Genomic DNA, 23,153 nt, shown 5'->3' on the forward strand with positions numbered 1-23,153 from the left:
CGTGTCAAACTCTTTTTTCTCACCGCTGTCGATCACTGCTGACTCGACCTCCTTCCTCGCTGACTCTTCACTCCAAACCCTTGTAAACTATTGATCTACAAGGCTTTTTCGTTTCCGTCTGCGCCGGAAGTGGGGCGAATTATAGACAGATCACAGAGGGCGTCAACCGTTATTTTGAACTTTCTTCAGAAACCAGGGTAACGCGCCCGAAAGCCTTCTTGCCAGCCTGGCAGACGTGAGTCGCACCCAGCTTGAATACAAAGCCGCGATCCACCACCCCACCATCTATACGCACACCGCCAGATGCCAGCAGATCGCGAGCGACAGCAGCGTTCTTTACCAGCCCCGCCTTATTAAGGACGGCCGAGATCGGCATATCCTCTGTAGCAGCTACGGAAATCTCTGGCAGATCGTCTGGCAGCTCGCCTTCCTTCATACGGTTGCCCGCAGAACGATGCGCATTGGCGGCAGCTTCTTCGCCATGGAAACGGGCGACCAGCTCTTCGGCCAGCTTGATTTTGATATCACGCGGATTGGCACCCGCTTCACAATCAGCCTTCAAGCCATTGATCTCTTCCATCGAACGGAAGCTCAGCAGTTCGAAGTAGCGCCACATCAGCGAATCCGGAATCGATACCAGCTTGCTGTACATAATGCCCGGCGCTTCCTGAATACCAACGTAGTTGCCCAACGACTTGGACATCTTCTTCACGCCATCCAGGCCTTCCAGCAGCGGCATGGTCAGAATGCATTGCGGCTCCTGCCCATACGCACGCTGAAGCTCGCGCCCCATCAGCAGGTTGAATTTCTGATCAGTACCACCCAGCTCGACGTCAGCCTTCAAGGCCACGGAGTCATAACCCTGCACCAGCGGGTAAAGGAATTCATGAATGGCGATGGACTGATTGCTTTTATAGCGCTTGTCGAAATCGTCACGCTCAAGCATACGGGCGACTGTGTACTGCGAAGACAAGCGAATGAAGTCAGCCGGACTCAGCTTGTCCATCCAGGTGGAGTTGAACGCGACTTCGGTCTTGGCCGGATCGAGAATCTTGAAGACCTGAGACTTGTAGGTTTCGGCGTAGTCGAGAACCTGCTCACGGGTGAGCGGCGGACGCGTGGCGCTTTTGCCGCTCGGGTCGCCGATCATGCCGGTGAAGTCACCGATCAGGAAGATGATCTGATGCCCCAGGTCCTGAAACTGCCGCAGCTTATTAATAAGCACGGTGTGTCCAAGGTGCAGATCGGGCGCTGTCGGGTCGAAACCAGCCTTGATACGCAGTGGCTGGCCACGCTTCAGCTTCTCGACCAGTTCGGCCTCGACCAGGAGTTCATCTGCACCGCGCTTGATCAGCGCCAGCTGTTCTTCAACCGACTTCATTTCAGCCCCCAACTCAAAGGGAACCAACCTTACAAGATCAGAGCCCAATTACAAGTTTTGCCCAGCGTTCGCCTGCGAATCAGTGACTGATACGCGGGAAGGGTTGCTTCGAGCAGGTTTTGGTTATATTTTATACAGTTATTTCATCTTCATCATGTCATTCATCTTTTCCATTTCACCTTTTTCAAAGTCAAATTACCTATGAAAGACACACCGCCTAAAGCGCCCCCGCTTTATCCGAAGAGTCACCTGCTCGCTGCAAGCGGCATTGCCGCATTGTTGAGCCTGGCTCTCCTGGTTTTTCCTTCCAGCGAAGTTGAAGCCAAACGAACGAATCTTTCCCTTGATCTGGAGATGCCGGATCAGGACGCACAAGACCAAGACGCTCCAGACGCTGCTCAAGCCACACCTGAAACCACTGAATCGCCATTTGCCCAGATCGACAATGCCGATGACCAGGCCCAAGACACCGCCACAGCACAGTCTGAAGCAGAAAAGCCGGCGCCGGCCAAAGACCCTAACCATCGGGAAGTGATCGTCAGCAAGGGCGATACGCTTTCGACTCTGTTTGAAAAAGTCGGGCTGCCAGCCGCTACCGTTCATGAAGTGCTGGCCAGCGACAAGCAGGCCAAACAGTTCACCAAGCTGCAGAACGGGCAAGCCTTGCAGTTCGAGCTATCGCCGGACGGCCAGCTCAAGCAACTGCATACCAAACTCAGCGAACTTGAAACCATCAGCCTGTCGAAATCGGCTTCCGGCTTCGTTTTCAATCGCGAAATCAGCAAGCCCAACGTGCGTAACGTCTACGTCCACGGGGTGATCAACAGCTCACTTTCACAGTCAGCACAGCGCGCCGGCCTGACTCATAGCATGACGATGGACATGGCCAACATCTTCGGCTACGACATCGACTTCGCGCAGGACATCCGCAAGGGTGACGAATTTGACGTGGTGTACGAACAGAAACTGGTCAACGGCAAAAGCGTCGGCACAGGCAATATCCTGTCCGCTCGCTTCACCAACCGTGGCAAGACCTACACCGCCGTTCGTTACACCAACAAGCAAGGCAATACCAATTACTACACGGCCGACGGCAACAGCATGCGCAAGGCATTCATCCGCACCCCGGTAGACTTTGCCCGCATCAGCTCCATGTTCTCGATGGGTCGCAAACACCCGATCCTCAACAAGATCCGCGCGCACAAGGGCGTCGACTATGCAGCGCCACGCGGTACGCCGATCAAGGCGACCGGCGATGGCAAGGTTCTGCTCGCTGGCCGTCGCGGCGGTTACGGTAATACCGTCATCATCCAGCACGGCGATACCTACCGCACGCTGTACGGTCACATGCAAGGCTTTGCCAAAGGCATACAAACCGGCGGAACCGTTAAGCAAGGTCAGGTAATCGGCTATATTGGAACTACCGGCTTGTCTACTGGCCCGCACTTGCACTATGAATTTCAGGTCAATGGCGTTCACGTAGACCCGCTGGGCCAGAAGCTTCCGATGGCGGATCCGATCGCCAAATCCGAAAAACAGCGGTTCATGCAGCAAAGCCAGCCGTTGATGGCGCGCATGGATCAGGAAAAGGCCACCACGCTGGCCTCGAATAAAAGGTAATCCATGGACTTCTTCTATATAGGTGTGATGTCCGGCAGCAGTCTCGATGGGATTGATATCGCCCTTTTGAAGCAGGATGACCGATCAAGGCTTCTGGCTACTCACTACATCCCGATGCCGGAAGATCTGCATGCCGAACTGCTGGGGCTTTGCTCCAGTGGTGCCGATGAGCTTGCACGCGCAGCAATCGCCGAGCAGAAGTGGTGCAGGCTGGTCGCACAGGGCGTGCAGACCTTGCTGGAAGATCAAAACATGGTGCCCGCTCAGATTCGCGCCATTGGCAGCCACGGCCAGACTATTCGTCATGAACCTGCGCGCGGCTACAGCATTCAGATCGGCAACCCGGCGCTGCTGGCAGAGCTGACAGAAATCACCGTGGTAAGCGATTTTCGTCGTCGCGACATCGCCGCAGGTGGACAGGGTGCGCCGCTGGTGCCCGCCTTCCACGAAGCACTGTTCGACGATAACAAAGATCACCGCGCCGTATTGAACATCGGCGGCTTCAGCAATTTGAGCCTGATCGAGTCCGATCGCCCGGTCGAAGGCTTCGATTGTGGACCCGGCAACGTACTGCTTGATGCGTGGATACAATCCCAGCGCCATGAAAGCTACGACAAGGATGGGGCGTGGGCGGCGAGCGGCAAGGTTGATCAAGCCCTTCTCAAGAAACTGCTCAGCGATCAGTTCTTCCTGACCAAAGGCCCAAAAAGCACCGGTCGGGAAGTATTCAACCTGGGTTGGGTGCACCATCATCTGTTCCAGCTGCCAACGTTGACTGCTGAAGACGTGCAAGCCACGCTGCTGGAACTGACTGCACTGACCATCACAGAGTCGCTGCAATCGGCACAAGCGGTCACCAAGGAGCTTCTGGTCTGTGGCGGCGGCGCACATAACAAGGCGCTGATGAAACGCCTTGCAGAGCTATTGCCCACTACCGAGGTCAACAGTACCGAGAAGTTCGGCGTAGACCCTGACTGGGTTGAGGCCATGGCGTTTGCCTGGCTGGCTCATTGCTGCCTCGAAGGCGTACCGGCCAACCGCCCAACGGTAACCGGCGCCAAAGGCAGACGTGTTCTGGGCGCGATCTACCCCGCCTGACGTCATGCCACAATGCAAAACGCCGCTCAATGAGCGGCGTTTTTGTTTACAGCACGCTTCGATCAGATCGAGAACGAGGAGCCACAGCCACAGGTCGTGGAAGCATTCGGGTTTTTGATCACGAATCGCGAACCCTCAAGCCCTTCCTGATAATCGACTTCTGCGCCAGCCAGGTACTGGAAGCTCATCGGATCGACAACCAGACTTACGCCCTCGCGCTCGACGATAGTGTCATCGTCGGCCACGTCTTCATCAAACGTAAAGCCATACTGAAAACCTGAGCAGCCGCCACCTGTAACGAATACACGCAGTTTCAGACGATCATTGCCCTCTTCGTCGACCAGGGTTTTCACCTTGTGCGCTGCATTCGGAGTGAACTCCAAAGCGGTAGGCGTGAAGGATTCGACACTCATGTCAGATATCTCCCGGCGTTAGCCGTCGTAATGCGTAATGACGGCATTATCCGCTTCTCCTAGAAAATCGGTCAACTATTTGCTGGACGGCGGCATTCCTTACGGCATCATGCCCGCGTGAGACAAACCGGCACGCTCATCAAGACCAAACAGGATGTTCATGTTCTGAACCGCCTGACCTGACGCACCTTTGACCAGATTGTCGATAACCGACAGCACGACAACCAGATCGCCGCCCTGCGGACGGTGCACCGCAATGCGGCAAACGTTGGCTCCGCGCACACTGCGGGTCTCGGGGTGGCTGCCTGCGGGCATTACGTCCACAAAAGGCTCGTCGGCGTAGCGCTTCTCGAACAGCGCCTGCAGGTCCACCGAACGATCAGTGACCGTCGCATAGAGCGTGGAGTGAATGCCACGAATCATCGGCACCAGATGCGGAACGAACGTCAGGCCGATATCACCGCCCGCAGCGCGACGCAGGCCTTGGGTGATTTCAGGCAGATGACGATGGCCTTTTACGGCATAGGCCTTGAAGCTTTCATTGGCTTCCGAATACAGAGAGCCGATACTCAGACCACGCCCGGCACCGCTCACGCCAGATTTGCAGTCGGCAATAAGGCGAGTGTTATCGGCAATCCCCGCCTCAAGCAGCGGCAGAAAACCCAATTGGGTAGCCGTCGGATAGCAACCCGGCACGGCGATGAGCCGCGCATTCTTGATCTGCTCGCGATTGACTTCCGGCAGCCCGTACACCGCGTCTTCCAACAGTTGCGGAGCGCCATGAGGCTGGCCGTACCACTTGGCCCACTCGACCGGGTCCTGCAGGCGGAAGTCGGCAGACAGGTCGATCACCTTGGTGCCTGCCGCAAGCAGTTCACCGGCCAGTGCATGAGCAACACCGTGAGGCGTGGCGAAGAACACCACATCACAGGCACCCAGGGTTTTCACGTCAGGTACGCTGAAAGCCAGGCCGTCGTAGTGACCTCGCAGGTTCGGGTACATCTCGGCGACTGGCATGCCGGCCTCCGAGCGCGAGGTAATGACCACTACTTCTGCCTGCGGATGCTGTGCCAACAGACGCAGCAGCTCGACCCCGGTGTAACCCGTGCCGCCGACAATACCGACCTTGACCATAACCTGCCCTCAACGAAACAACTGGAAAGCGGTCGATAATAGGAGCCTATCGCCTCTGCGACAACCGACAACGTGACGTACGGACGCACAAGACACTACTATTCGGCCACCGTGAACCTGGGAATAATCAAAAATGCTCTATCTATGGGTCAAAGCACTGCATGTCATTTCAATGGTCTGCTGGTTTGCAGCCCTGTTCTATCTGCCAAGACTGTTCGTCTACCACTCGATGAGTGAGGACACGGTCAGCCGTGAGCGCTTCATGGTGATGGAACGCAAGCTATACCGAGGCATCATGACCCCGGCGATGATCGCAACGCTGGTCTTCGGCGGCTGGCTGATCAGCTTTGACGTCAGCGGCTATTTCAGTCAGGGCTGGATGCACGCGAAGCTGGCACTGGTGTTCCTGCTGATCGGCTATCACCATGTCTGTGGCGCACAGGTCAAACGCTTTGCCCGTGGAGAAAATGGCCGCAGCCATGTGTTCTATCGCTGGTTCAACGAGATTCCTGTGCTGATCCTGATCGCTATCGTCATTCTGGTCATCGTCAAACCCTTCTGACCGGAAAGCATTCGGCCTCTCCAGTAACACAACAGGGCGCTCGGCTTTACGCAATGTGTAACGCAAGCGCCCGGTACTGTCCCCAACCACAAGACAAGGAAGCCCTGTATGGCCGATTCCCTCTTCAAGATTGTATTTGAAGGACAGGTGCGTGAAGGCGTCGAGCTTGATACCGCGAAGGCCAACCTTGCGGGGTTGTTCAAAAGTGAAGCTCGCGCAGTGCAAAAGTTGTTCAACGGCCAGCCCGTTGCGCTCAAGCGCGGGCTGACCCATACGGATGCTGAGCGCTACCTGAAGGCACTTAATGACGCAGGCGTCGAAGCACGCATCGAACCTGACAGCGACATCAGCCTGAGCCTCAATGAAATAGCCAGCGCGCCGCCACAAAAACCCGCGCATCTGGAAATATCGCCCTATGCGCCGCCCAAAGCACAAGTTGGCGGTGATCAGCCAGAGCATTCGACTCTAAAAGTCCTGAGCATAAATGGGCGCATCGGGCGTTTGCGCTATCTGGCCTGGAGCCTGGTATTGAGCGCAGCGGCACTGGCGCTGGTTGCCGTGTGCCTGCTGACGATGAACGAGTCACTGGTCGCTGGCGGGCTGCTGAGCGCAGTGGTGCTCGTGGTGTTTGCAGTCATCGGTGCACAGATCGGTATACAACGGCTGCACGACCTGGGCTGGTCGGGCTGGCTTTTACTGTTGACGATGGTGCCCTTCATAGGCAGCGTCTTCCCGTTCCTCATGGTCCTGCTGCCGGGTACAAAAGGCCCCAATCAGTTCGGCCCACCGCCACCGCCGAACTCGAAAGGCGTAAAGACGCTGGCCGTTCTGTGGTTGTTGCTGCTACCGATTATTCTGATCGGCCTCACTGCCGGAGGCGCAGGCATGCTGCGCGACGAGCTGGAATTGCAGACCGACGAGTACGAGCAATCCCTCCCGTACGACGATGAACAAGACCAGGACAGTGCCTTGATCGTGCCGGTGGATGTCAACAAAGAACTCAAAGAAACACAGTGACACGTAATAGACTGCTCACGGTTCGGCAGACTGCCGGGCGCAATATGCTCAATGGAGAAATGCATGACCCGTTACGCCCTGATCACCGGCGCGTCCAGCGGCATAGGCCTGGCGATGGCCGAAGCGCTGGCACGCCGTGGTCGCAGCCTGATTCTGGTCGCCCGTCAGCGCGACCTGCTGGAAACAATTGCACTGGAATTGACTCAGCGTTTTGGCGTGGAAGTGCTGTTTCGTGCATGCGACCTGGGCGAACCGCTGCGACTCTCGGGCTTCCTGCTGGAGCTGGAAGACGGCGCGCATCAGATTGACCTGCTGGTCAATGCAGCGGGCATCGGCACGTGCGGACCTTTTCTGGCGCAGGACTGGAGCGCCGAGCAGGACCTGATCGACCTGAACATCCTCGCTCTGACGCGCCTGTGCCATACTGTCGGCAACCTCATGGCCATTCAGGGTGGTGGGCAGATACTCAATGTCGCCTCGGTGGCGGCTTTCCAGCCAGGGCCGTGGATGAGCACCTACTACGCGAGCAAAGCGTATGTGCTGCATTTTTCCGAGGGGCTGCGCGAGGAAGTGAAGAAGGCCGGGGTGAAGGTCTCGGTGTTGTGCCCCGGCCCGACCCGAACGGCTTTTTTCCGTACCGCGCAGTTGCAGGTCAATGTCGACAACCTGATGAGCCCCGAAGAAGTGGCCCTGTATACCGTTCGCGCACTGGCAAAGGACCGTGCAGTGATCATCCCCGGCTTCAGCACCCGGCTATGGACGTTCAGTCCGCGCCTGGTCTCGCGCTGGCTGGCCCGCCAGATCAGCGGCTACATCAACAGGAAGTACTGCCCACGCTGACAGACAAACGACTGGGCGAGCGGCGCCTCGCTCAGTACACTCAGGCGCACTGCTGCACAGCGATACCCTGCGACGACCATCAACCGACAAGGAGCAAACGGCTGTGGAAACTTTGTTTACCAAGATCATCAATCGGGAAATTCCGGCGAAGATCATCTACGAAGATGACCAGGTACTGGCTTTTCACGACATCGCCCCACAGGCACCCGTGCATTTTCTGGTTATCCCGAAAAAGCCCATTCGGACCCTGAACGATCTGACCGAAGAAGACAAAGGCCTGGCGGGGCATATCCTGTTCACGGCGCAGCGTCTGGCCCTTGAACTGGGTTGTGAAGAAGGCTTCCGCGTGGTCATGAATTGCAATGATCTGGGCGGACAGACCGTTTATCACATTCACATGCATGTACTCGGTCAGCGTCAGATGAACTGGCCGCCGGGCTGAGCCAGCGTTTTCGGGCTTTCCGGCCGACCAGCGCGTGGGATCAGCGCTGGTCGGACCACACAAGCCCTGTCCGCTCCGGCCGATTGGGGTAAACTGCCCGCATGATCTTCCGGAGGTGCCCATGGCTACCGAACGTCAATACTCCCCCCTCGACCGTCTGTTACTGCAAGCCGACAGCGCGATGCGCACCTTGCTGCCGTCCAGCGCGCACTCGCAGCGCCCTTCCCCTGCCGTCGTTCAGCCCGAACACAAGATGAGCGAAGTCGATACGCGCCACGTCGCGGGTCTGATGCGCATCAACCATACCGGCGAAGTCTGCGCGCAGGCGCTTTATCAGGGCCAGGCGCTGACGGCAAAGCTGCCCAAGGTGCGCAAGGCGATGGAGCATGCGGCTGAAGAAGAAATCGATCATCTGGTCTGGTGCGAACAGCGCATCCATCAGCTTGGCAGCCATACCAGTGTGCTGAACCCGCTGTTCTACAGCCTGTCCTTCGGGATGGGCGCAATAGCCGGTGTTATCAGCGACCGGGTCAGCCTAGGTTTTGTCGCGGCGACTGAAGATCAGGTCTGTAAGCACCTGGCTGAACATCTGGAGCAACTGCCGACCGAGGACGGAAAGTCCCGGGCTATCCTGCAACAGATGCTCAGTGATGAAGAACACCACGCTGAATCCGCACTGGAAGCAGGCGGCTTTCGCTTCCCGGCACCGGTCAAGTTTGGCATGAGCGTACTGGCCAAGGTCATGACCAAGTCGACTTATCGTATCTGACGATGCGTATACAACGCCCATAAAAAAGGCGCCTGCATCAGGCGCCTTTTTAATGTCCGGAATCCGGGCTTATACGGCTACGTTACGGCCGTAGAAGATTTCCAGCATTTCGTGTTTGACCTTGGCGGTCACTTGTTCGCGCTGCTCGGCAGACAAGTTGCTGGTCGCGTCGCCGAACAGGTAGTTATCCAGTTCGAACTGCTTGAGCAGCATCTTGGTGTGGAACAGGTTTTCCTGATACACGTTCACGTCGGTCATCTGGTAACCGTTGCGCGTGTCTTCGGACAGGTAATTCTGGATCGAGTTGATTTCATGATCGATGAAGTGCTTCTTGCCTTCCACGTCACGGGTAAAGCCGCGCACGCGATAATCGACGGTCACGATATCCGACTCAAACTTATGAATCAGGTAATTCAACGCCTTGAGCGGTGAAATAACGCCACAGGTCGACACATCGATATCCACGCGGAACGTGGCAATACCGTCAACCGGGTGAATTTCCGGGTAGGTGTGGACCGTGATATGGCTCTTGTCCAGGTGCGCCAGGATGGTTTCCGGCAGTGGACCTGGCGACTCTTCGATCTGGCTTTCGGTAGGCGTCACCGGCTGCTCGGAGATCAGAATGGTCACACTGGCACCTTGTGGATCGTAATCCTGACGTGCAATGTTCAGGATGTTGGCACCAATGATATCGACAACATCAGTCAGAATCCGCGTCAGGCGTTCTGCGTCGTACACACTGTTGATGTATTCGACATACGCCTGCTGGTCCTGCGGGGTTTCCGCATAGCAGATGTCATAAATGTTGAAGCTCAAGGTCTTTGTCAGGTTATTGAACCCGTGGAGCTTGAGTTTGCTTTTCACCGTTAAAAACTCTCTATATGGGTGCGGCGCCAGCCGCGTGATCAAGCATGCCCGTCAGTTGAGTCCGGCTCATCTGCGTAGGACGGTTAACACCTCTTCGCGTTGGCGATTTTGGTTGTCTGTTCGGGCCGGCAGCAGAAAACCAGTACATGCTGCGCCCTGAAAAAGTGGCGCATTATGCAGACGTCCGAAGCCGTCTGCCAGAGTGTGCGCCGTTTTTATGATCGTTGGATGTCTGGCGTTCAGGTCAACTCGACAATTTCATAATCGTGAGTGATCTTCACACCCGCGTTTCCGAGCATTATAGAAGCAGAGCAATACTTCTCCGCTGACAACTCGATAGCCCGTTTGACCTGAGCTTCTTTCAGGCCGCGGCCCTTGACGACGAAGTGCAGGTGAATTTTGGTAAACACTTTCGGATCTTCATCCGCGCGCTCGGCGTCAAGAAATGCCTCGCAGCTTTCCACTGGCTGGCGCGACTTCTTCAGGATGCTCACCACGTCAAAGTTGCTGCAGCCGCCCAGGCCGATCAACACCATTTCCATCGGGCGTACACCCAGGTTGCGGCCACCGCTTTCAGGCGGGCCGTCCATCACTACCACATGACCGCTGCCGGATTCGCCGAGGAACATGGCTTCGCCAGCCCATTGAATGCGTGCCTTCATCGCCAGGACTCCACTGTAAAAAAGGGGTCGCCAGCTTAGCACAGCGCCAAACGCTGCCTGGACGCATTGGAAAAATGCTTTTCGTAGGAAACGCGTAGGAATATTCGCAAATAGCTTCCTACACGTCTGGAAAAGCTGGTGAGAATGCAGGCGCAGCCGATACCTACAGGTATGCCATTTGGCCATACACCTTATTTCGGAAGTCACGCATGGTCGCAATAACTTTTACGCCCAAAGCAAACAGTCTCGACAAGCTGCTGCCCCATGCGGAACGCCGCCGCTGCCCCGCCAAAAGCAACATCATCAATGCGGGTGATCGCTCTGAGTCTCTGTTTCTGATCTTGAAAGGCTCAGTCACGGTTCTGATCGAAGATGACGAAAGACGCGAGATGATCGTCGCCTATCTCAACAGCGGGGATTTTTTTGGTGAACTGGGTCTGTTTGAGCAGCCGGGACGCGAATCCGTGCGCAGCGCATGGGTGCGAGCCAAGACCGAATGCGAAGTGGCCGAGATTTCATACGGCGCCTTCCGCGAGCTGACCCGCCAGGAGCCGGAAATTCTTTACGCGCTGGGCAGCCAGATGGCCGAACGCCTGCGCAACACCACACGCAAGGTAGGTGATCTGGCGTTTCTGGATGTCACCGGGCGAGTAGCTCGCACGTTGCTTGAGCTGTGCAAGCAGCCAGATGCAATGACCCACCCGGACGGGATGCAGATCAAGATTACCCGCCAGGAGATCGGACGCATCGTAGGCTGTTCAAGAGAAATGGTCGGGCGCGTGCTCAAGGCCCTGGAAGAACAGAGCCTGGTCAACGTCAAGGGAAAAACGATGGTGGTGTACGGTACGCGCTGAACCTCTGCCAGTCAGAGTTCAGCGAGCAGCTGCCGATAGGCCTGCGCCAAGCGCGGCAGAACGTCGACATCCGGAAACACTTCGTGCAAGGCAATGTGGCTTTCGGCCCGAACACGTGGCTCAAGTTCACACAGCTCATTGAAGCGGTTGACCGCTCCCGCCATCTGTACACGCTCATCATCCAGCAACAATGCGCCGTGGGCCAACACTACAGGACGCGTTCCGCCCTGACTCTGCCGCCAGCGCTGGGCAGTTCCGACCATCTTGCGACCATCAAGGTTGACGTTGAAGCGGCCGTCGCAGAATGCACCCGCCACTTCGCCCAATGAAGCCTGGCCGCCCAACTCGATCAACAGGTTTAGCAACGGCTGACACAAGCGCAGGTAAGCGGTTTCTATGCGGTCACGATCAACATCAGCAGCGGGCTGTGCATAGACCAGCGCGATATTCACTGTGGAAGAGGATTGTGGCACCGGCTCACCACCGGTTTCACGCAACAACACGGGCCATCCATTGTCAGCCAGGGTCTCGCTTGCCTCGACAAAACCCGGCAAGCGGCTCATGCGGCGCGGCATGACCAGCGCCCGGTCATTGGGTCGCCAGAACAGCAACCCATGATCGGCAGCGCCGGAACACACAGCCGCCAGAAGGTCCTGCTCGGCCTGCAAGCCTTGTTCGACGCAGATGTCGATGATCGAGTCTTGCATGCCGGACCTCAGCGTGGTGTTCAGTTCAGTCAGTCGATGGACGGGCCGCTCGCCGCAAGCTTGCGCTCCGGAAAGAACAGCCGCTGCAACTCGGCGCCCGGGTGTTCGGCGCGCATGAAAGCCTCGCCCACCAGGAACGAATAGACATCGTTGATTTCCATCAACTCGACATCCGCACGATTGAGAATGCCGCTTTCGGTGATGACCAAGCGATCACGCGGGATGCGCGGTAGCAACTCCAGCGTGGTTTCCAGGCTCACTTCAAAGGTGTGGAGGTTGCGATTGTTGACACCCACCAGCGGTGTATCAAGCGTCTTGAGTGCGCGCTCCAGCTCGTCGCCGTCGTGCACCTCGACCAGTACGTCCAGCCCGACACGCTTGGCAACGTCGGCCAGCTCAGCCATTTGCGCGTCTTCCAGTGCCGACACGATCAGCAGAATGCAGTCAGCGCCCAGCGCGCGAGCCTCGACCACTTGATAAGGATCGATCATGAAATCCTTGCGAATCACCGGCAAATTGCACGCCGCCCGCGCTTCCTGAAGATAGGCATCGGAACCCTGAAAGAAATCGACATCAGTGAGCACTGAAAGACAGGTAGCGCCTCCCGCCTGATAACTTCTGGCGATCTCGCCCGGCAGAAAATTCTCCCGGATAACGCCTTTGCTTGGAGACGCCTTTTTGACTTCTGCGATGACGGCAGGCTGCTTCAACCTGGCCTGAGTGATCAGCGCGTTGGCAAAGCCACGTGGCGCACCGGCGCTGGCGACCTGTTGTTCAAGTTCGGCGAGGCTGACAATTGCTCGACGGGCCGCAATTTCCTCGGCCTTTCGAACAAGAATCTTTTCCAGTACGGTTGGCACGCTCATGCTTCGTTCTCCTGTTTGAATACTGCCGTGAAGGCACCCAACTCTTCCAGCTTTTCCCGCGCAAGGCCGGTGTGCAGGGCATCGTGTGCCAAGGCCACACCCTCTTTCAGGCTGGTCGCATGATCGGCAGCATAGAGCGCGGCGCCGGCATTAAGCACGATCATTTCCGCGGCTTTCTGCCCGTTCTCGGTCTTGCGTCGCCCAAGCGCATCACGAATCAGTTCCAGCGAAACTGCCGGACTTTCCACAGCGAGGCCATACAGACTCTGGCTTTTGATGCCCAGGTCTTCGGGCTGTACCCAGTATTCAGTCACTTCGCCATTTTTCAGCTCGGCAACGAAGGTCGGCGCGGCCAGACTGAACTCGTCCAGGCCGTCCTGCGAGTGCACCACCAGCACATGCTTGCTGCCCAGCCGCAGCAGCACTTCGGCCAGCGGCCGGCACAACGCCTGATTGAACACGCCGACGATCTGGTGGCGAACACCAGCCGGATTGGTCAGCGGGCCAAGCATGTTGAACAGTGTGCGCAGCCCCAGCTCGCGGCGCGGCCCGGCAGTGTGCTTCATTGCGCTGTGATGGGACTGGGCGAACATGAAACCGATGCCCACGCTGTCGATGCAGCGAGCCACCTGAACAGGCGTAAGGTTCAGATAAACCCCGGCGGCTTCCAGCAAGTCGGCGCTGCCGCTCTTGCCTGACACGGCGCGGTTGCCGTGTTTGGCCACCGTGCAGCCAGCAGCTGCGATGACAAAAGCCGACGCCGTGGACACGTTGAAAATATTCGCGCCGTCACCGCCAGTGCCAACGATGTCTACAACGCCATCCAGTGTTTTCAGCTCGACACTGCTGGCCAGCTCACGCATGACCGAAACAGCACCGACGATCTCATCGATGGTTTCACTCTTCATGCGCATGCCCATCAGAAACGCACCGATCTGCGCTTCGGTGCATTGGCCGGTCATGATCTCGCGCATGACGTCGCGCATCTCGTCAGTGGTCAGGTCCAGCTGGTTGACCACGCGGTTCAGCGCGCTTTTGATGTTCATGGGGGTAGTCATAAAAAATCCTTAGCCCTGACGATGGCCGCCGCTCTGCTTGAGAAAGTTGGCGAACAGCTCGTGGCCCTGCTCGGTCAGAATCGACTCAGGGTGAAACTGTACCCCTTCCACGTTCAACGTTTTGTGACGCAGGCCCATTATCTCGTCAACCGAGCCGTCTTCCAGCGCAGTCCAGGCGGTCACTTCCAGGCACTCGGGCAAGGTATCGCTTTTTACCACCAGCGAGTGGTAACGGGTTACCACCAGTGGATGATTAAGGCCTTCGAACACGCCGCCGTCCTCATGCACCACCGGGCTGGTTTTGCCGTGCATCACCTGGCGCGCACGCACCACATCGCCACCAAAGGCCTGCCCGATGGACTGATGCCCCAGGCACACACCCAGAATCGGCAGTTTGCCCGCGAAATGTTTGATCACTTCAAGCGAGACACCGGCTTCATTGGGTGTGCACGGGCCAGGCGAGACCACGATGCGCTCAGGGTTCAGGGCTTCGATCTGTTCAATGGTCAGTTCGTCGTTACGAATGACTTTGACATCGGCCCCCAGCTCACCGAGGTACTGCACGACGTTGTAGGTGAACGAATCGTAGTTATCGATCATCAGCAGCATTTTGCTATCAACCTTTTGATTTACTGACTTGATTCAGGCCTTCCGGATTCCACTTCGCCCATGCGTCCCCTCTTCAGCCACAACGCTGGGGGTGACAGAGGCAAAGGCATCATATATCGAAGGCATACAGGTACGGGTCCGGCAGGGCCGGCAAGGAAATAGTCAGGCGCGCCAACGCCAACGGGCGTGAGCCTTGATAACGCGCATCAAGAGTTTGCTGACAGTCGTCACGGAAGGGGTCTCATCGGTACGTTTCGGGACATTAGCGTACCGAACCGACCGGTGCAATATGAATGTACCGGGCTGCGCCGATTGAAAAGCGGTTAAAGGCTGAAAAGAGGGCCGCGCCTCCTGGTGGAGGCGGGATTGAGGCAGGGGCACGATGGCCGAGGGTGGGGAGCCGAGAGGAACATCAGTGCGCAATCTCGCGCACGTAGGCTTGGCAGGCCTTCAAAGCGATCAATCCCTGATCGCCGTAGTCGGTGATGGCGACAATTCGTCCAGCAGCCGCTGGGTCAAGTTCGCCTCGTGGGCCTCCATGAACCACGCCGCCGGAACCGGAGGCGGTTGGCATTCCATCGCCAGCGGTGGGGCTGGCAAGGAGGACTGACAGCCGCAAATCAGCGGTAGCCAGACGATCACGCAAGCGAGCCTGAGAAGTCTGTGCATCGCTCAATTCCTTATGAATGGTTGTATCGTTATCTTGCAGACGGAGTTCCAGCGCCCGCCTTCGCGCTTGTTCAGCGTTCTGCCAGTCGACGAGCGCCAGCGCCGCCTGCTCGCGCTCGCGCTGCCACGTCAGCTGTTGCGCGGACAGTTGCAGGCCATAGCGGGCCGCCTGCCATTTCCAGGCGGCCCATGTACCCAGCCCTGACCCCAGTACGAATGCGAGGATCAGGAATCGCATATCCAGCACTTTCACGGCAGCACCTTCAATGCCCGCTGGTAAAGCGCCTGCCGATCTGCCAGGCCATTGGTGCCTCCGTTGATACGCCGGGTGATCATCAGAAAATCACCCTTGTCTGCCAGCGCGTTGAGGTTGGCACGGTCCCAGAACCACGCTGCCGACATGGCGGCATGCTCCGGCTGTTCAAGCAGTTGCGGCTGGCGCAACAAGTCCAGCCCCAGCGCCTCCCCGCACGCTTCGTAGTTAGCCCGCCCCGTCACCTGAATCAGCCCGCGCCCTCGGTACAGTTGACCGTCGCCATCTGCCTCTGGCGTGTTGCCCAGACGCAGCGCCAACTGCCCGGTGTCGTACTTGGCCAGATAGCTGTCGCTACCCAGCTCGCGCACATAACGAAGCTGCCCGGATTCATGCCCGATCTGAGCGATGAACGCGGCGATACGCAGGGGAGTGTCGATGGCGTAACGGGCCATGGCGGTGTTGAGCGCACGAACAAAAACGTCGGCTTTAGGGCCGGCGTTGGGGAGGATTTGCAGTAGTTGTTGCTGGTTGATAGGCATGGTTACTCCTGCCTTGCTTATGAAGCTCGTCAGTGTCCCCAATCGACGAAGCTCTCGTGACTCAAAAGCGACGCGCATTAGGGGTAACAAACGCCCCATCATTGCGAGGCGTCGTTACCTGAGTCGTTAGCAGCAGTCATGTCGGCTGGTCGCGGCGATATCGAAAGCATAAACAGTAACGCCGGCTTCAGAGCCGGCGTAGGGTGCAATTCGTTTTCGCGCTCGCCCTGCCAAATGGCCAACTACTCAGAAGGTGGCACATACACAAAAGGCTGCGCAGGCGCTACGGGCCAGTCGAACTTCCTTGGATAACCTGGCAATGTATCAATCAGGGAAAGCCGCACGCGATAAAGACGGAACGCGTACAGCTCAGCGTTTATTGCTGGCACGGATTTCAATTGCTCTTCGGTCGCCAGATTCATTGCTATGGCGTCTTGAAGAATATCCAGTTCGTCCAGCAGCGAGTGGATTCGATAGGTAGCGTTACTTGACAAGTTATTTCGCTGACTCGTCACCTGCTGCAAGACCGCCTCCTCGGTCGGCTCGAGAACCGGACCGAACTCACCGGCGAGGGCACGGTTAAACAGATCGACTCCATGAGCAGCGGAGTCGTTGGGAGACGCACTAAAAGGCACCTCGCCGTAAGTGTCTTTAAACTCTGCAAACAACACCCACAGATTAATGTATGTGTGTGTCATATCGGACCAACGTGGATCACGAGCGCTTATTACTGTGTACATAGGAATACCTTTGATTTTCTATTGAGAAAGTATGGGTTTATGAATGATTGACGCTTGCGGGCGTCGGCGGACCTCCTGTTTCGTTTAAGGACAGGAACTAAAACGCCGGCGGTGGGGCCGGCGTCAGGGATGATGTTGAGTTGTTGTTGCGGGCCAAGAGGCATTGATCCTCCCAAGGGCTTGCGGGACTAGCCCACCCCATGAGCCGATAAAGCTCTCCTGTTCAAAAGCGAGATTAAATGGCGAATAAAACAACTCCCCCTCAGAGCGGGGCAGTTCGTCTGTACTCGCGCCCTACCGGGGCTAGCTGTTCAGTAGGCAACGGGCAAAAAAAACCGCTCTCGCGGTCATGTTTACAGGGCAGTTGCATCGGAGGGCGGTGAAGGCCATTTGACCTGGAGAGGGTAATCCGGGGTTTGCTCGATCCGGTTCAGTTCTACGCTATAGCGTTTCCATTCGAGCAAACTTGCCTTCTCGGCCTCGGTAGCATCTCCCAGTTCTTCGGCATACTGCAACGGGGCGATACGTGTAGCTGCTTCCTGCAAACGCTGGTCACGAACCAGCAGAGCGGCGGACGCCAAAGCGGTCTTCTGCGCTTCGGTATCAAGAACCCATTCACCCTCTCGCCAAACGTAATACTTGCCGGGCCATTGTTTGGCGGTAAGCCGTTCAGGCGGCAGACCGAGGCTGCTCCACTCCTCTACCGAGCCGTCGTTTATTCGATACATCAAGCCACGGCGATCTATGACCTGCTGCAGCTCACCGTTTATCAGTGTCCAGGCAAATCCTGTGTTCGGTTCACTGAGCAATTCGGTCATGCTTACAGCATTGCTGGGCGTTTGCTCGCCCAGTCCAGGAACAACCGGTAATTCAACAGGCCCTATCAAGGCCCCAGAGTCATCTATCAAGTAAGTAGGCATAACGTCCTCAGATCAGTTTGATACGGCCGGGATAGGCCATGTTGCGGCTACGGAAACGAATCCAGTTATTCATCGGTTGCTGGTCTCTCATTACAGTCGCCACAACGCCGTTGTCTGTTGTTTCTGCCAGGTAGGCCGAACCGCCAGCCGGGACCAGTGCGCCTGGCGGCAACAAGCCACCCGGGCCTGTAGAGTTCAAGCGCCCATCTGCCTGCGCATGACCGCTGCCCAGCAGGTAGGTGCCAGTCTCTACATCTGACCCGCTCCACTCCTGAGCCACCGTCCTGAGCCAAGTGCCGTCCTGCCAAGAACCGGCGACACGCGACGTATCGACGCCCCGAGACTCATCCAGTACCCGCAGGAACTCGCCTCGGCCTTCAGGCCCTCGGAAGGTCAGAGCGCCGTCGCCACTGGTCCACCCACCTTCCTTGCCGGTACGAGCTGCTTCGGTGTAAAGCATCCCGGACTTTTGCGCATGATCCCAAAGCCACGGCCAGTCGGCACGATTGAGAAGCCCACCGTTCAACGCTCCATATCCTCCTGGGCTGAACAATGTCGTTGTCTCGAAAACAGGCCGTCCCAAAGGAGTGCTGTCATATCGCCCTATTGGCCACCAGCTTCCAGCACCATCGCTGCGCAGGTGCCACCAGTCGCCAGCCCCCATAAGAACCAGAAAGGAATAACCCGCAGCATTTAAATGGGTATGGAACCTGATCTTTTCCCCGGCACTTGCATTAACGGTCAGCCGGTTGCCACTGCTGTCTATCCTGCGAACAATGACGTCTTTGACGCCTAGTGCCGCGTTTGAGGAGGGCAGTGTGAACGCACGATTGCCGCCAGTAGCATCCAGTAGCAGCAACTCCATCTGGTCTCTTGTAAAAACTGTATCGGTATTGAAAGAGAACACTTTTTGAGAGTCGACCTCCTTTACCTCCGTAATTTTGCCGCGCTTGGTGATGTAGATCGCATCAGGGTTAAAAACAAGCTCTACCCACTCCGCCGCATTGAGCTTCAACGTATTGCTGCCGGCACCGAATAGAGAGATGACCTCAGCACCATTGGCCTTGATCGTTGCCGCTGCTGGCGATGCGTTATGAAAGGTTATCGACTTACCCACCACTACGTTCGCCTTGGAGGGCAACGTCAGCGTGATACCACCGGCATTGATTCTGTGCCAATGCCCCGCCGCTCCGGGTAGAAGAGTTTCGGAATCCGTGTAGCCAAATCCTGCACCTTTATAAGCCTGCCTGACCTGCGAACCAATCTGCGTAATTGCGGTTGCGAGCTGGTCTGTTCTGGTTTCATCAGGCTGCTCACCACCGGCTGCCATCGCATTCAAAATTTCCTGCGTGATCGAGTTACCCCACTGCGCGGGAATAAGCGAGCCGGGCATGCCGGTAACCGGGTTTTCATCTACAAACTTGCCGCTTGCCAAGCCTACGCCCGGCACACTCTTGGGATAATCCACGTTGTGTTCCTCAGTTGAAGTTAACGAATTCGACGCTATGCGCCGGTGCAGCTCGACGGATCAAACATTCGATAGCGAGCCCGGGGTTGACCCCGAATCGCTCTCCCCAGTAGCTGGCCCCGAAGCGCCGCCCCAGCCGCTGGCGACCGCCGGTGTTCAGGGTCCACATGAACTGCGCGTTCCAGGTGCCGAAGTGCGCCTGGCCAAAACGCGAACGCCCCATACGGGGCGCTCGAAATTCGGTGACGGTGGCGTCGGGGTAGCCCTGGCTGACGGCAATGTCGATGTAGAACGCTGCGTTCTGCCCTCCTGTTGCCACCAGCCGCTGGCGCACTGACAAGCGTCGATCTGCGAACAAGGGTTTGAGCCCCAGGCACGGATCCGGCAGGTTCATGACCCGCTCCCAGTCCGGTACCAGTTCACTGACGGTTGCAGGGTCCATCTCGTTGAGCAGGTCGAACGCACGGCCATCGATGCGCGCGAACTCGCGGGACAGGCCGGTAATGACCTGCTGCAATTCCGGTACGCGCTCCGGGTCCCACGCAGGCCCGGGTGGCAACAGCGCCTGCAATTGCCCGGCGTAGTGCTCGGCAGTTCTTATGACGACCATTGAATGCCCCCGAACGTGAGTAACTGGTTAGGGCCTGCGGCTACATTGGCAACAGGAGCAATCAGCACATGATCGGTTTCGCCGGTCGCGCGGCTGATGGCCTCGGCGATGTGCGTCAGCAGCAGGGTTTCGCCCAGTCCGCCCTCACGGTTGTGCAGGTCCAGCAATTGAGCCTCAACCGCTGATCGCACGGCAGAGCTATCAGGCGTGAGCCTGATCGTGTAGATCACAGGCTTCTGCACTGGCGCCAACACATATACATCGGCAGTAACCGGACGCAGCGGCTCTATGTAAGCAGCCACCGCAGCCAGTTGCTCGGCGTCAGGAATCGGGTCAGCCTCATCGTCACGCATGAAGAACACTGCCACCGTGCCCGGCCCCATGAAGCGACGCACACACCAAGCGCGCGTCACGCCCGGCACTTCCAGCGCCCAAGTCACGTAGTCGTCCTGATTGCCGCCGTGAGGAATGACCCGGTAGGAGCGCACCACACGAGCACGCAACGACTCGATACTTTCCTGCGCGATGCCGCCAGTCAGACCGTCGCCGATGACGGTGAACGTACTGTCGATGCCTTCGACCGGTTGCACGGCAGTCATGACCAGACCGGCATCTGCGTTACCAAGCACGCCTGCATCCACGGCTTCGACCGTGGTTGTGTTGTTGCCTGCAACCGTGGTGACGCCTTTTGTCACTCGATAGAAGCGCCCGTCACTGAATTGCAGAACCGTGTCGACATCCAGCACTGCACCGGCAGCGGCGGTAAAACGCACGGAGCCAGTGGCGGCCTGGGCAACCTTGCGTGGCTGCCTCAGGCGCAGGATGGCTTGCCGCTCGAGGGTCTCCTCGTCGGCGGTGTCCGGCAGAATCTGGTCGGCGATCCAGTCCTGATAGCCGTACAGCCCGTAGGCCGCACCGCTGTGTGCACGGGACAGTACCCGGGCATCGGACTGACGCAGCGCTTCGTCGGCGAGGTCGACCTGGGTTCGGTTGATCAGCGCCGGTAACGTAGGTGTTTCAAACGGCATAAATCACCTGCCACTGTTCAGAAGGGTTGAAGCGCACGATCTGACCGTCCGAAACGACCAGCTCGACGCCCAGGTTCAGGCGATTGCTCTGAACCTGTTCGGTAAGGATGTTGATGTTGCTGACCTGACCGTCGTCGATCAGCCAGGCAAGCGCTTCGCGCGCATAGAACTCGGCGTCGCGCTGGGTCTGCGCAGTGAGCCGGACCCTGCGCAGCAGCCACAGCCTGGAGCCGATACGGTCATTGGCATGTGCCGGGTAGGTGTCGCCCCACCAGCCATAGCGCTCGGCATCGTCGAACGGGTCGTCCGCTTCGGCGCGACGCCAGGTGAACAGGCTGATGACCACCGAGCGCAGCAAGGACGCCTGCAGAGAGCCTTCAATAATCATCCGGCACCTCCAGCGGGCGGTCCGCTCTGGCCGTTACCTGCCTGAACACTGCCATGCAGATGGCTGATCTGACTGATGCCAGCGGCAAGCTGGTCGCCTTTGGAAACAATCTTTCCGGTCTGGGTGATCTGCGGTGTGTCGAAGTTCACCGCTACCGCGGCCTTGATGTTCAAGGTGTCGGTTTCAATGTCGATGACCTTGCCGCGCTTGAGGTGAATCTTATCGCCCTCGTCGGTGTAGATCGCTACTTCGCCCGACTCCAGGCCCTTGAGGCGATAGCGCCGGTCGGCCACTACCAGCAGCAGACCGTGCGACCGGTCGCCACCAATGAAGGCGGCGATGCCCTCGGCGCCGGCCAGCGGGTTGCTGGTGAAGCCATAGGGTTCGAAGTGCTCCATGTCGTCCTTGACCTCTCCGGCGGTGAGGCGCATTTGCAGCGCCTGCATTTTGCTGCTGGCCCTGGCGAGCACCACCGTGCCACGCACCAGCATGCGATTGAGTAAGCTCATGAGGTTGTTTCCTCGTCGATGGGCAACAGCCAGGAGTAAGCGTCCTGATTGACCTGCACCTTGCTGCGCTTGTTGGGGTCACCTGGCTCGGCCTGGAAACCTTCAGGCGGACCGACCACCAGTGTGGTGATCGTGCCTTGGTCGCTCAGCGAGTAGGTCACGGCTGAAATCAGCATGTTGCGGCTTGTGAAACCGATGACCGGATCAATCACCCGGACCATGGTGTTGTGCCGCCAGAGCGCCCCGTTGGACTGCCGCCAGCCCTGGACCTTGTAGGTGGTGAGCAGTGCCTTGCCGGCCCGCTGACCACGCTCCCAATTGGCGCGACTCAGGGCGAGCTTCGGTGTGATCGGCGCATCCTCATGAACGACCAGTACGCGAAGACGCTTTTTATGCGCGGGGTCGTCATGCCGGTCATCAGTGACCTCTGCCGAGACCTCCGACGACTCCTTGCCGAACGTCTGGTCATTACCGGTCTGTTGACCAATGACCCGGTATTCGGAAAAAAGCCCGGAAAAGTCCCGCGCGATGACGGCGCTCAACACATTCTTGCCGAGTTCGAGCGCGTCTGCGCTCTGCCCGCGACTACCCGGCCTGGCCAGCACCACATTGCCGTATTCGTCATCGGTGGAAAAAATCCGGAACAGGGTCAGCAGCCGGTCAATGGACTTGAACACGGTTTCGGCAGGCTCGATGGTGTGATCGGCCATCTTCGAGGTCTCCGGTATTTCGCTGATCACCGACAAACCATAAGGAGCAGCCAGCGCTTCAACGATCTTCAACACCCCCACCTCCTTCCACTGGCTCGGCCTGTTGATGGCCGAGCAGTCGATGAGGTCGGCAGTTTTCGAGCGTCCGGAAATCTTTAGCGTGATTTGCTTGCCGTCATAGCTGATCGGCGCGGCAAACACCCAGCCGGTCAGAATCAACTCGCCGCCGATACGTACTTCGCACGCTGCGCCGGGCGTGATCGGATGCGAGATTTCAGTGCCCGGCCACTGCCAGGTAATGCTCACGTCAAAGCTGCGCGCCTGACGCTCGATCCCGGCAGAGATTTCCACCGACTTCCAGCCGGCATAGTCGTGCTCGTCAACCGTCAGGGTGACAACGTTAGGGTCGATCATGGG

27 protein-coding genes are annotated in these 23,153 nt (G+C 57.8%); 8 read left to right on the forward strand and 19 right to left on the reverse strand.

Translation table 11 applies throughout. The features are described 5' to 3' along the window. Positions 1-169 precede the first annotated feature (169 nt). Positions 170-1,381: a tyrosine--tRNA ligase gene (gene tyrS, locus RYB09_RS17780; protein ID WP_058408581.1), complete on the reverse strand. Its 1,212-nt coding sequence runs from the start codon at positions 1,379-1,381 to the stop codon at positions 170-172. 201 nt (positions 1,382-1,582) lie between these two features. Between tyrS and RYB09_RS17785 the strand changes: the two genes are divergently transcribed. Together RYB09_RS17785 and RYB09_RS17790 are read left to right on the forward strand one after the other, a co-directional pair. After that, complete coding sequence (locus RYB09_RS17785) at positions 1,583-3,001, forward strand: peptidoglycan DD-metalloendopeptidase family protein (RefSeq protein ID WP_058402085.1); 1,419 nt, start codon at positions 1,583-1,585, stop codon at positions 2,999-3,001. Between the two features lie 3 nt (positions 3,002-3,004). Continuing rightward, positions 3,005-4,099: an anhydro-N-acetylmuramic acid kinase gene (locus tag RYB09_RS17790; RefSeq protein ID WP_058408580.1), complete on the forward strand. Its 1,095-nt coding sequence runs from the start codon at positions 3,005-3,007 to the stop codon at positions 4,097-4,099. Between the two features lie 62 nt (positions 4,100-4,161). Here RYB09_RS17790 and erpA read toward each other — a convergent pair whose 3' ends face one another. Together erpA and argC are read right to left on the reverse strand one after the other, a co-directional pair. Then, a complete protein-coding gene (gene erpA / locus RYB09_RS17795; RefSeq protein ID WP_002551953.1) occupies positions 4,162-4,512 on the reverse strand; it encodes an iron-sulfur cluster insertion protein ErpA in 351 nt (116 codons plus the stop codon). A gap of 99 nt (positions 4,513-4,611) precedes the next feature. Next, positions 4,612-5,646 (reverse strand): N-acetyl-gamma-glutamyl-phosphate reductase, encoded by a 1,035-nt coding sequence (gene argC / locus RYB09_RS17800; RefSeq protein WP_058408579.1) that lies wholly within the window; start codon positions 5,644-5,646, stop codon positions 4,612-4,614. A 133-nt stretch (positions 5,647-5,779) separates the two neighbouring features. Between argC and hemJ the strand changes: the two genes are divergently transcribed. The 5 genes from hemJ (at position 5,780) to coq7 (ending at position 9,276) form a co-directional block, all read left to right on the forward strand. Then, complete coding sequence (gene hemJ, locus RYB09_RS17805; RefSeq protein ID WP_004660765.1) at positions 5,780-6,208, forward strand: protoporphyrinogen oxidase HemJ; 429 nt, start codon at positions 5,780-5,782, stop codon at positions 6,206-6,208. Between the two features lie 108 nt (positions 6,209-6,316). Then, entirely contained in the window at positions 6,317-7,225 is a 909-nt protein-coding gene (locus RYB09_RS17810; protein ID WP_005743960.1) for a DUF805 domain-containing protein, read from the forward strand. Between the two features lie 63 nt (positions 7,226-7,288). Then, a complete protein-coding gene (locus RYB09_RS17815; RefSeq protein ID WP_002551949.1) occupies positions 7,289-8,065 on the forward strand; it encodes an SDR family NAD(P)-dependent oxidoreductase in 777 nt (258 codons plus the stop codon). A gap of 103 nt (positions 8,066-8,168) precedes the next feature. Then, complete coding sequence (locus RYB09_RS17820; protein WP_004660762.1) at positions 8,169-8,507, forward strand: histidine triad nucleotide-binding protein; 339 nt, start codon at positions 8,169-8,171, stop codon at positions 8,505-8,507. A gap of 121 nt (positions 8,508-8,628) precedes the next feature. Continuing rightward, a complete protein-coding gene (gene coq7 / locus RYB09_RS17825) occupies positions 8,629-9,276 on the forward strand; it encodes a 2-polyprenyl-3-methyl-6-methoxy-1,4-benzoquinone monooxygenase (protein WP_003433185.1) in 648 nt (215 codons plus the stop codon). A gap of 69 nt (positions 9,277-9,345) precedes the next feature. On the opposite strand, the gene speD is transcribed toward coq7, so the two are convergent. After that, the gene (speD, locus tag RYB09_RS17830) at positions 9,346-10,140 is read right to left on the reverse strand and encodes an adenosylmethionine decarboxylase (protein ID WP_002551946.1); all 795 of its coding nucleotides are present in this window, start codon (positions 10,138-10,140) and stop codon (positions 9,346-9,348) included. A 242-nt stretch (positions 10,141-10,382) separates the two neighbouring features. After that, positions 10,383-10,805, reverse strand: coding sequence for an OsmC family protein (locus tag RYB09_RS17835; protein ID WP_057404116.1), 423 nt, complete (start codon positions 10,803-10,805; stop codon positions 10,383-10,385). A 209-nt stretch (positions 10,806-11,014) separates the two neighbouring features. On the opposite strand from RYB09_RS17835, the gene crp reads away from it, so the two are divergent. Next, entirely contained in the window at positions 11,015-11,659 is a 645-nt protein-coding gene (gene crp / locus RYB09_RS17840; protein ID WP_005743964.1) for a cAMP-activated global transcriptional regulator CRP, read from the forward strand. Positions 11,660-11,670: 11 nt separating this feature from the next. Here the strand turns inward: crp and RYB09_RS17845 are convergent, their stop codons facing one another. The 14 genes from RYB09_RS17845 to RYB09_RS17910 all read right to left on the reverse strand — a co-directional run bounded on the left by RYB09_RS17845 (position 11,671) and on the right by RYB09_RS17910 (position 23,150). Continuing rightward, on the reverse strand, positions 11,671-12,366 hold the full coding sequence (locus RYB09_RS17845) for a lipoyl protein ligase domain-containing protein (protein WP_316889569.1): 696 nt from the start codon (positions 12,364-12,366) through the stop codon (positions 11,671-11,673). 29 nt (positions 12,367-12,395) lie between these two features. After that, complete coding sequence (gene trpC, locus RYB09_RS17850; protein WP_054097258.1) at positions 12,396-13,232, reverse strand: indole-3-glycerol phosphate synthase TrpC; 837 nt, start codon at positions 13,230-13,232, stop codon at positions 12,396-12,398. Further along, entirely contained in the window at positions 13,229-14,278 is a 1,050-nt protein-coding gene (gene trpD, locus RYB09_RS17855; protein ID WP_058408574.1) for an anthranilate phosphoribosyltransferase, read from the reverse strand. The genes trpC and trpD overlap by 4 nt, the downstream gene beginning before the upstream one ends. A gap of 21 nt (positions 14,279-14,299) precedes the next feature. Continuing rightward, on the reverse strand, positions 14,300-14,899 hold the full coding sequence (locus RYB09_RS17860) for an aminodeoxychorismate/anthranilate synthase component II (protein WP_058408573.1): 600 nt from the start codon (positions 14,897-14,899) through the stop codon (positions 14,300-14,302). 412 nt (positions 14,900-15,311) lie between these two features. Then, entirely contained in the window at positions 15,312-15,821 is a 510-nt protein-coding gene (locus RYB09_RS17865) for a lysis system i-spanin subunit Rz (RefSeq protein WP_316889573.1), read from the reverse strand. Continuing rightward, complete coding sequence (locus tag RYB09_RS17870; protein WP_316889574.1) at positions 15,818-16,363, reverse strand: glycoside hydrolase family 19 protein; 546 nt, start codon at positions 16,361-16,363, stop codon at positions 15,818-15,820. The genes RYB09_RS17865 and RYB09_RS17870 overlap by 4 nt, the downstream gene beginning before the upstream one ends. 242 nt (positions 16,364-16,605) lie before the next feature. After that, positions 16,606-17,103: a tail fiber assembly protein gene (locus RYB09_RS17875; RefSeq protein WP_003372704.1), complete on the reverse strand. Its 498-nt coding sequence runs from the start codon at positions 17,101-17,103 to the stop codon at positions 16,606-16,608. Positions 17,104-17,456: 353 nt separating this feature from the next. Then, on the reverse strand, positions 17,457-18,023 hold the full coding sequence (locus RYB09_RS17880; RefSeq protein WP_044318590.1) for a tail fiber assembly protein: 567 nt from the start codon (positions 18,021-18,023) through the stop codon (positions 17,457-17,459). Positions 18,024-18,030: 7 nt separating this feature from the next. Beyond that, positions 18,031-19,491: a hypothetical protein gene (locus RYB09_RS17885; protein WP_044423920.1), complete on the reverse strand. Its 1,461-nt coding sequence runs from the start codon at positions 19,489-19,491 to the stop codon at positions 18,031-18,033. 10 nt (positions 19,492-19,501) lie between these two features. Continuing rightward, positions 19,502-20,101: a YmfQ family protein gene (locus tag RYB09_RS17890; protein ID WP_058408570.1), complete on the reverse strand. Its 600-nt coding sequence runs from the start codon at positions 20,099-20,101 to the stop codon at positions 19,502-19,504. Then, positions 20,089-21,129, reverse strand: coding sequence for a baseplate J/gp47 family protein (locus RYB09_RS17895; protein ID WP_316889579.1), 1,041 nt, complete (start codon positions 21,127-21,129; stop codon positions 20,089-20,091). Before RYB09_RS17895 ends, RYB09_RS17890 begins: the two co-directional genes overlap by 13 nt. Continuing rightward, on the reverse strand, positions 21,119-21,517 hold the full coding sequence (locus RYB09_RS17900; protein WP_316889581.1) for a phage GP46 family protein: 399 nt from the start codon (positions 21,515-21,517) through the stop codon (positions 21,119-21,121). The genes RYB09_RS17895 and RYB09_RS17900 overlap by 11 nt, the downstream gene beginning before the upstream one ends. After that, on the reverse strand, positions 21,514-22,026 hold the full coding sequence (locus tag RYB09_RS17905) for a phage baseplate assembly protein V (RefSeq protein WP_057403243.1): 513 nt from the start codon (positions 22,024-22,026) through the stop codon (positions 21,514-21,516). The genes RYB09_RS17900 and RYB09_RS17905 overlap by 4 nt, the downstream gene beginning before the upstream one ends. Next, the gene (locus RYB09_RS17910; protein WP_004660747.1) at positions 22,023-23,150 is read right to left on the reverse strand and encodes a phage baseplate assembly protein; all 1,128 of its coding nucleotides are present in this window, start codon (positions 23,148-23,150) and stop codon (positions 22,023-22,025) included. Before RYB09_RS17910 ends, RYB09_RS17905 begins: the two co-directional genes overlap by 4 nt. Positions 23,151-23,153: the final 3 nt, after the last annotated feature.

Origin of the sequence: Pseudomonas syringae group sp. J254-4 (assembly GCF_032586855.1) — a bacterium.
Classification (GTDB): domain Bacteria; phylum Pseudomonadota; class Gammaproteobacteria; order Pseudomonadales; family Pseudomonadaceae; genus Aquipseudomonas; species Aquipseudomonas amygdali.

Excerpts from the sequence above, each read along its gene's own strand:
- tyrS (WP_058408581.1), bottom strand. The coding sequence starts at position 1,381 with ATGAAGTCGGTTGAAGAACAGCTGGCGCTGATCAAGCGCGGTGCAGAT.
- RYB09_RS17785 (WP_058402085.1), top strand. The coding sequence starts at position 1,583 with ATGAAAGACACACCGCCTAAAGCGCCCCCGCTTTATCCGAAGAGTCAC.
- RYB09_RS17790 (WP_058408580.1), top strand. The coding sequence starts at position 3,005 with ATGGACTTCTTCTATATAGGTGTGATGTCCGGCAGCAGTCTCGATGGG.
- erpA (WP_002551953.1), bottom strand. The coding sequence starts at position 4,512 with ATGAGTGTCGAATCCTTCACGCCTACCGCTTTGGAGTTCACTCCGAAT.
- argC (WP_058408579.1), bottom strand. The coding sequence starts at position 5,646 with ATGGTCAAGGTCGGTATTGTCGGCGGCACGGGTTACACCGGGGTCGAG.
- hemJ (WP_004660765.1), top strand. The coding sequence starts at position 5,780 with ATGCTCTATCTATGGGTCAAAGCACTGCATGTCATTTCAATGGTCTGC.
- RYB09_RS17810 (WP_005743960.1), top strand. The coding sequence starts at position 6,317 with ATGGCCGATTCCCTCTTCAAGATTGTATTTGAAGGACAGGTGCGTGAA.
- RYB09_RS17815 (WP_002551949.1), top strand. The coding sequence starts at position 7,289 with ATGACCCGTTACGCCCTGATCACCGGCGCGTCCAGCGGCATAGGCCTG.
- coq7 (WP_003433185.1), top strand. The coding sequence starts at position 8,629 with ATGGCTACCGAACGTCAATACTCCCCCCTCGACCGTCTGTTACTGCAA.
- RYB09_RS17835 (WP_057404116.1), bottom strand. The coding sequence starts at position 10,805 with ATGAAGGCACGCATTCAATGGGCTGGCGAAGCCATGTTCCTCGGCGAA.
- crp (WP_005743964.1), top strand. The coding sequence starts at position 11,015 with ATGGTCGCAATAACTTTTACGCCCAAAGCAAACAGTCTCGACAAGCTG.
- RYB09_RS17845 (WP_316889569.1), bottom strand. The coding sequence starts at position 12,366 with ATGCAAGACTCGATCATCGACATCTGCGTCGAACAAGGCTTGCAGGCC.
- trpC (WP_054097258.1), bottom strand. The coding sequence starts at position 13,232 with ATGAGCGTGCCAACCGTACTGGAAAAGATTCTTGTTCGAAAGGCCGAG.
- trpD (WP_058408574.1), bottom strand. The coding sequence starts at position 14,278 with ATGAACATCAAAAGCGCGCTGAACCGCGTGGTCAACCAGCTGGACCTG.
- RYB09_RS17860 (WP_058408573.1), bottom strand. The coding sequence starts at position 14,899 with ATGCTGCTGATGATCGATAACTACGATTCGTTCACCTACAACGTCGTG.
- RYB09_RS17870 (WP_316889574.1), bottom strand. The coding sequence starts at position 16,363 with ATGCCTATCAACCAGCAACAACTACTGCAAATCCTCCCCAACGCCGGC.
- RYB09_RS17875 (WP_003372704.1), bottom strand. The coding sequence starts at position 17,103 with ATGTACACAGTAATAAGCGCTCGTGATCCACGTTGGTCCGATATGACA.
- RYB09_RS17880 (WP_044318590.1), bottom strand. The coding sequence starts at position 18,023 with ATGCCTACTTACTTGATAGATGACTCTGGGGCCTTGATAGGGCCTGTT.
- RYB09_RS17890 (WP_058408570.1), bottom strand. The coding sequence starts at position 20,101 with ATGGTCGTCATAAGAACTGCCGAGCACTACGCCGGGCAATTGCAGGCG.
- RYB09_RS17895 (WP_316889579.1), bottom strand. The coding sequence starts at position 21,129 with ATGCCGTTTGAAACACCTACGTTACCGGCGCTGATCAACCGAACCCAG.
- RYB09_RS17900 (WP_316889581.1), bottom strand. The coding sequence starts at position 21,517 with ATGATTATTGAAGGCTCTCTGCAGGCGTCCTTGCTGCGCTCGGTGGTC.
- RYB09_RS17905 (WP_057403243.1), bottom strand. The coding sequence starts at position 22,026 with ATGAGCTTACTCAATCGCATGCTGGTGCGTGGCACGGTGGTGCTCGCC.
- RYB09_RS17910 (WP_004660747.1), bottom strand. The coding sequence starts at position 23,150 with ATGATCGACCCTAACGTTGTCACCCTGACGGTTGACGAGCACGACTAT.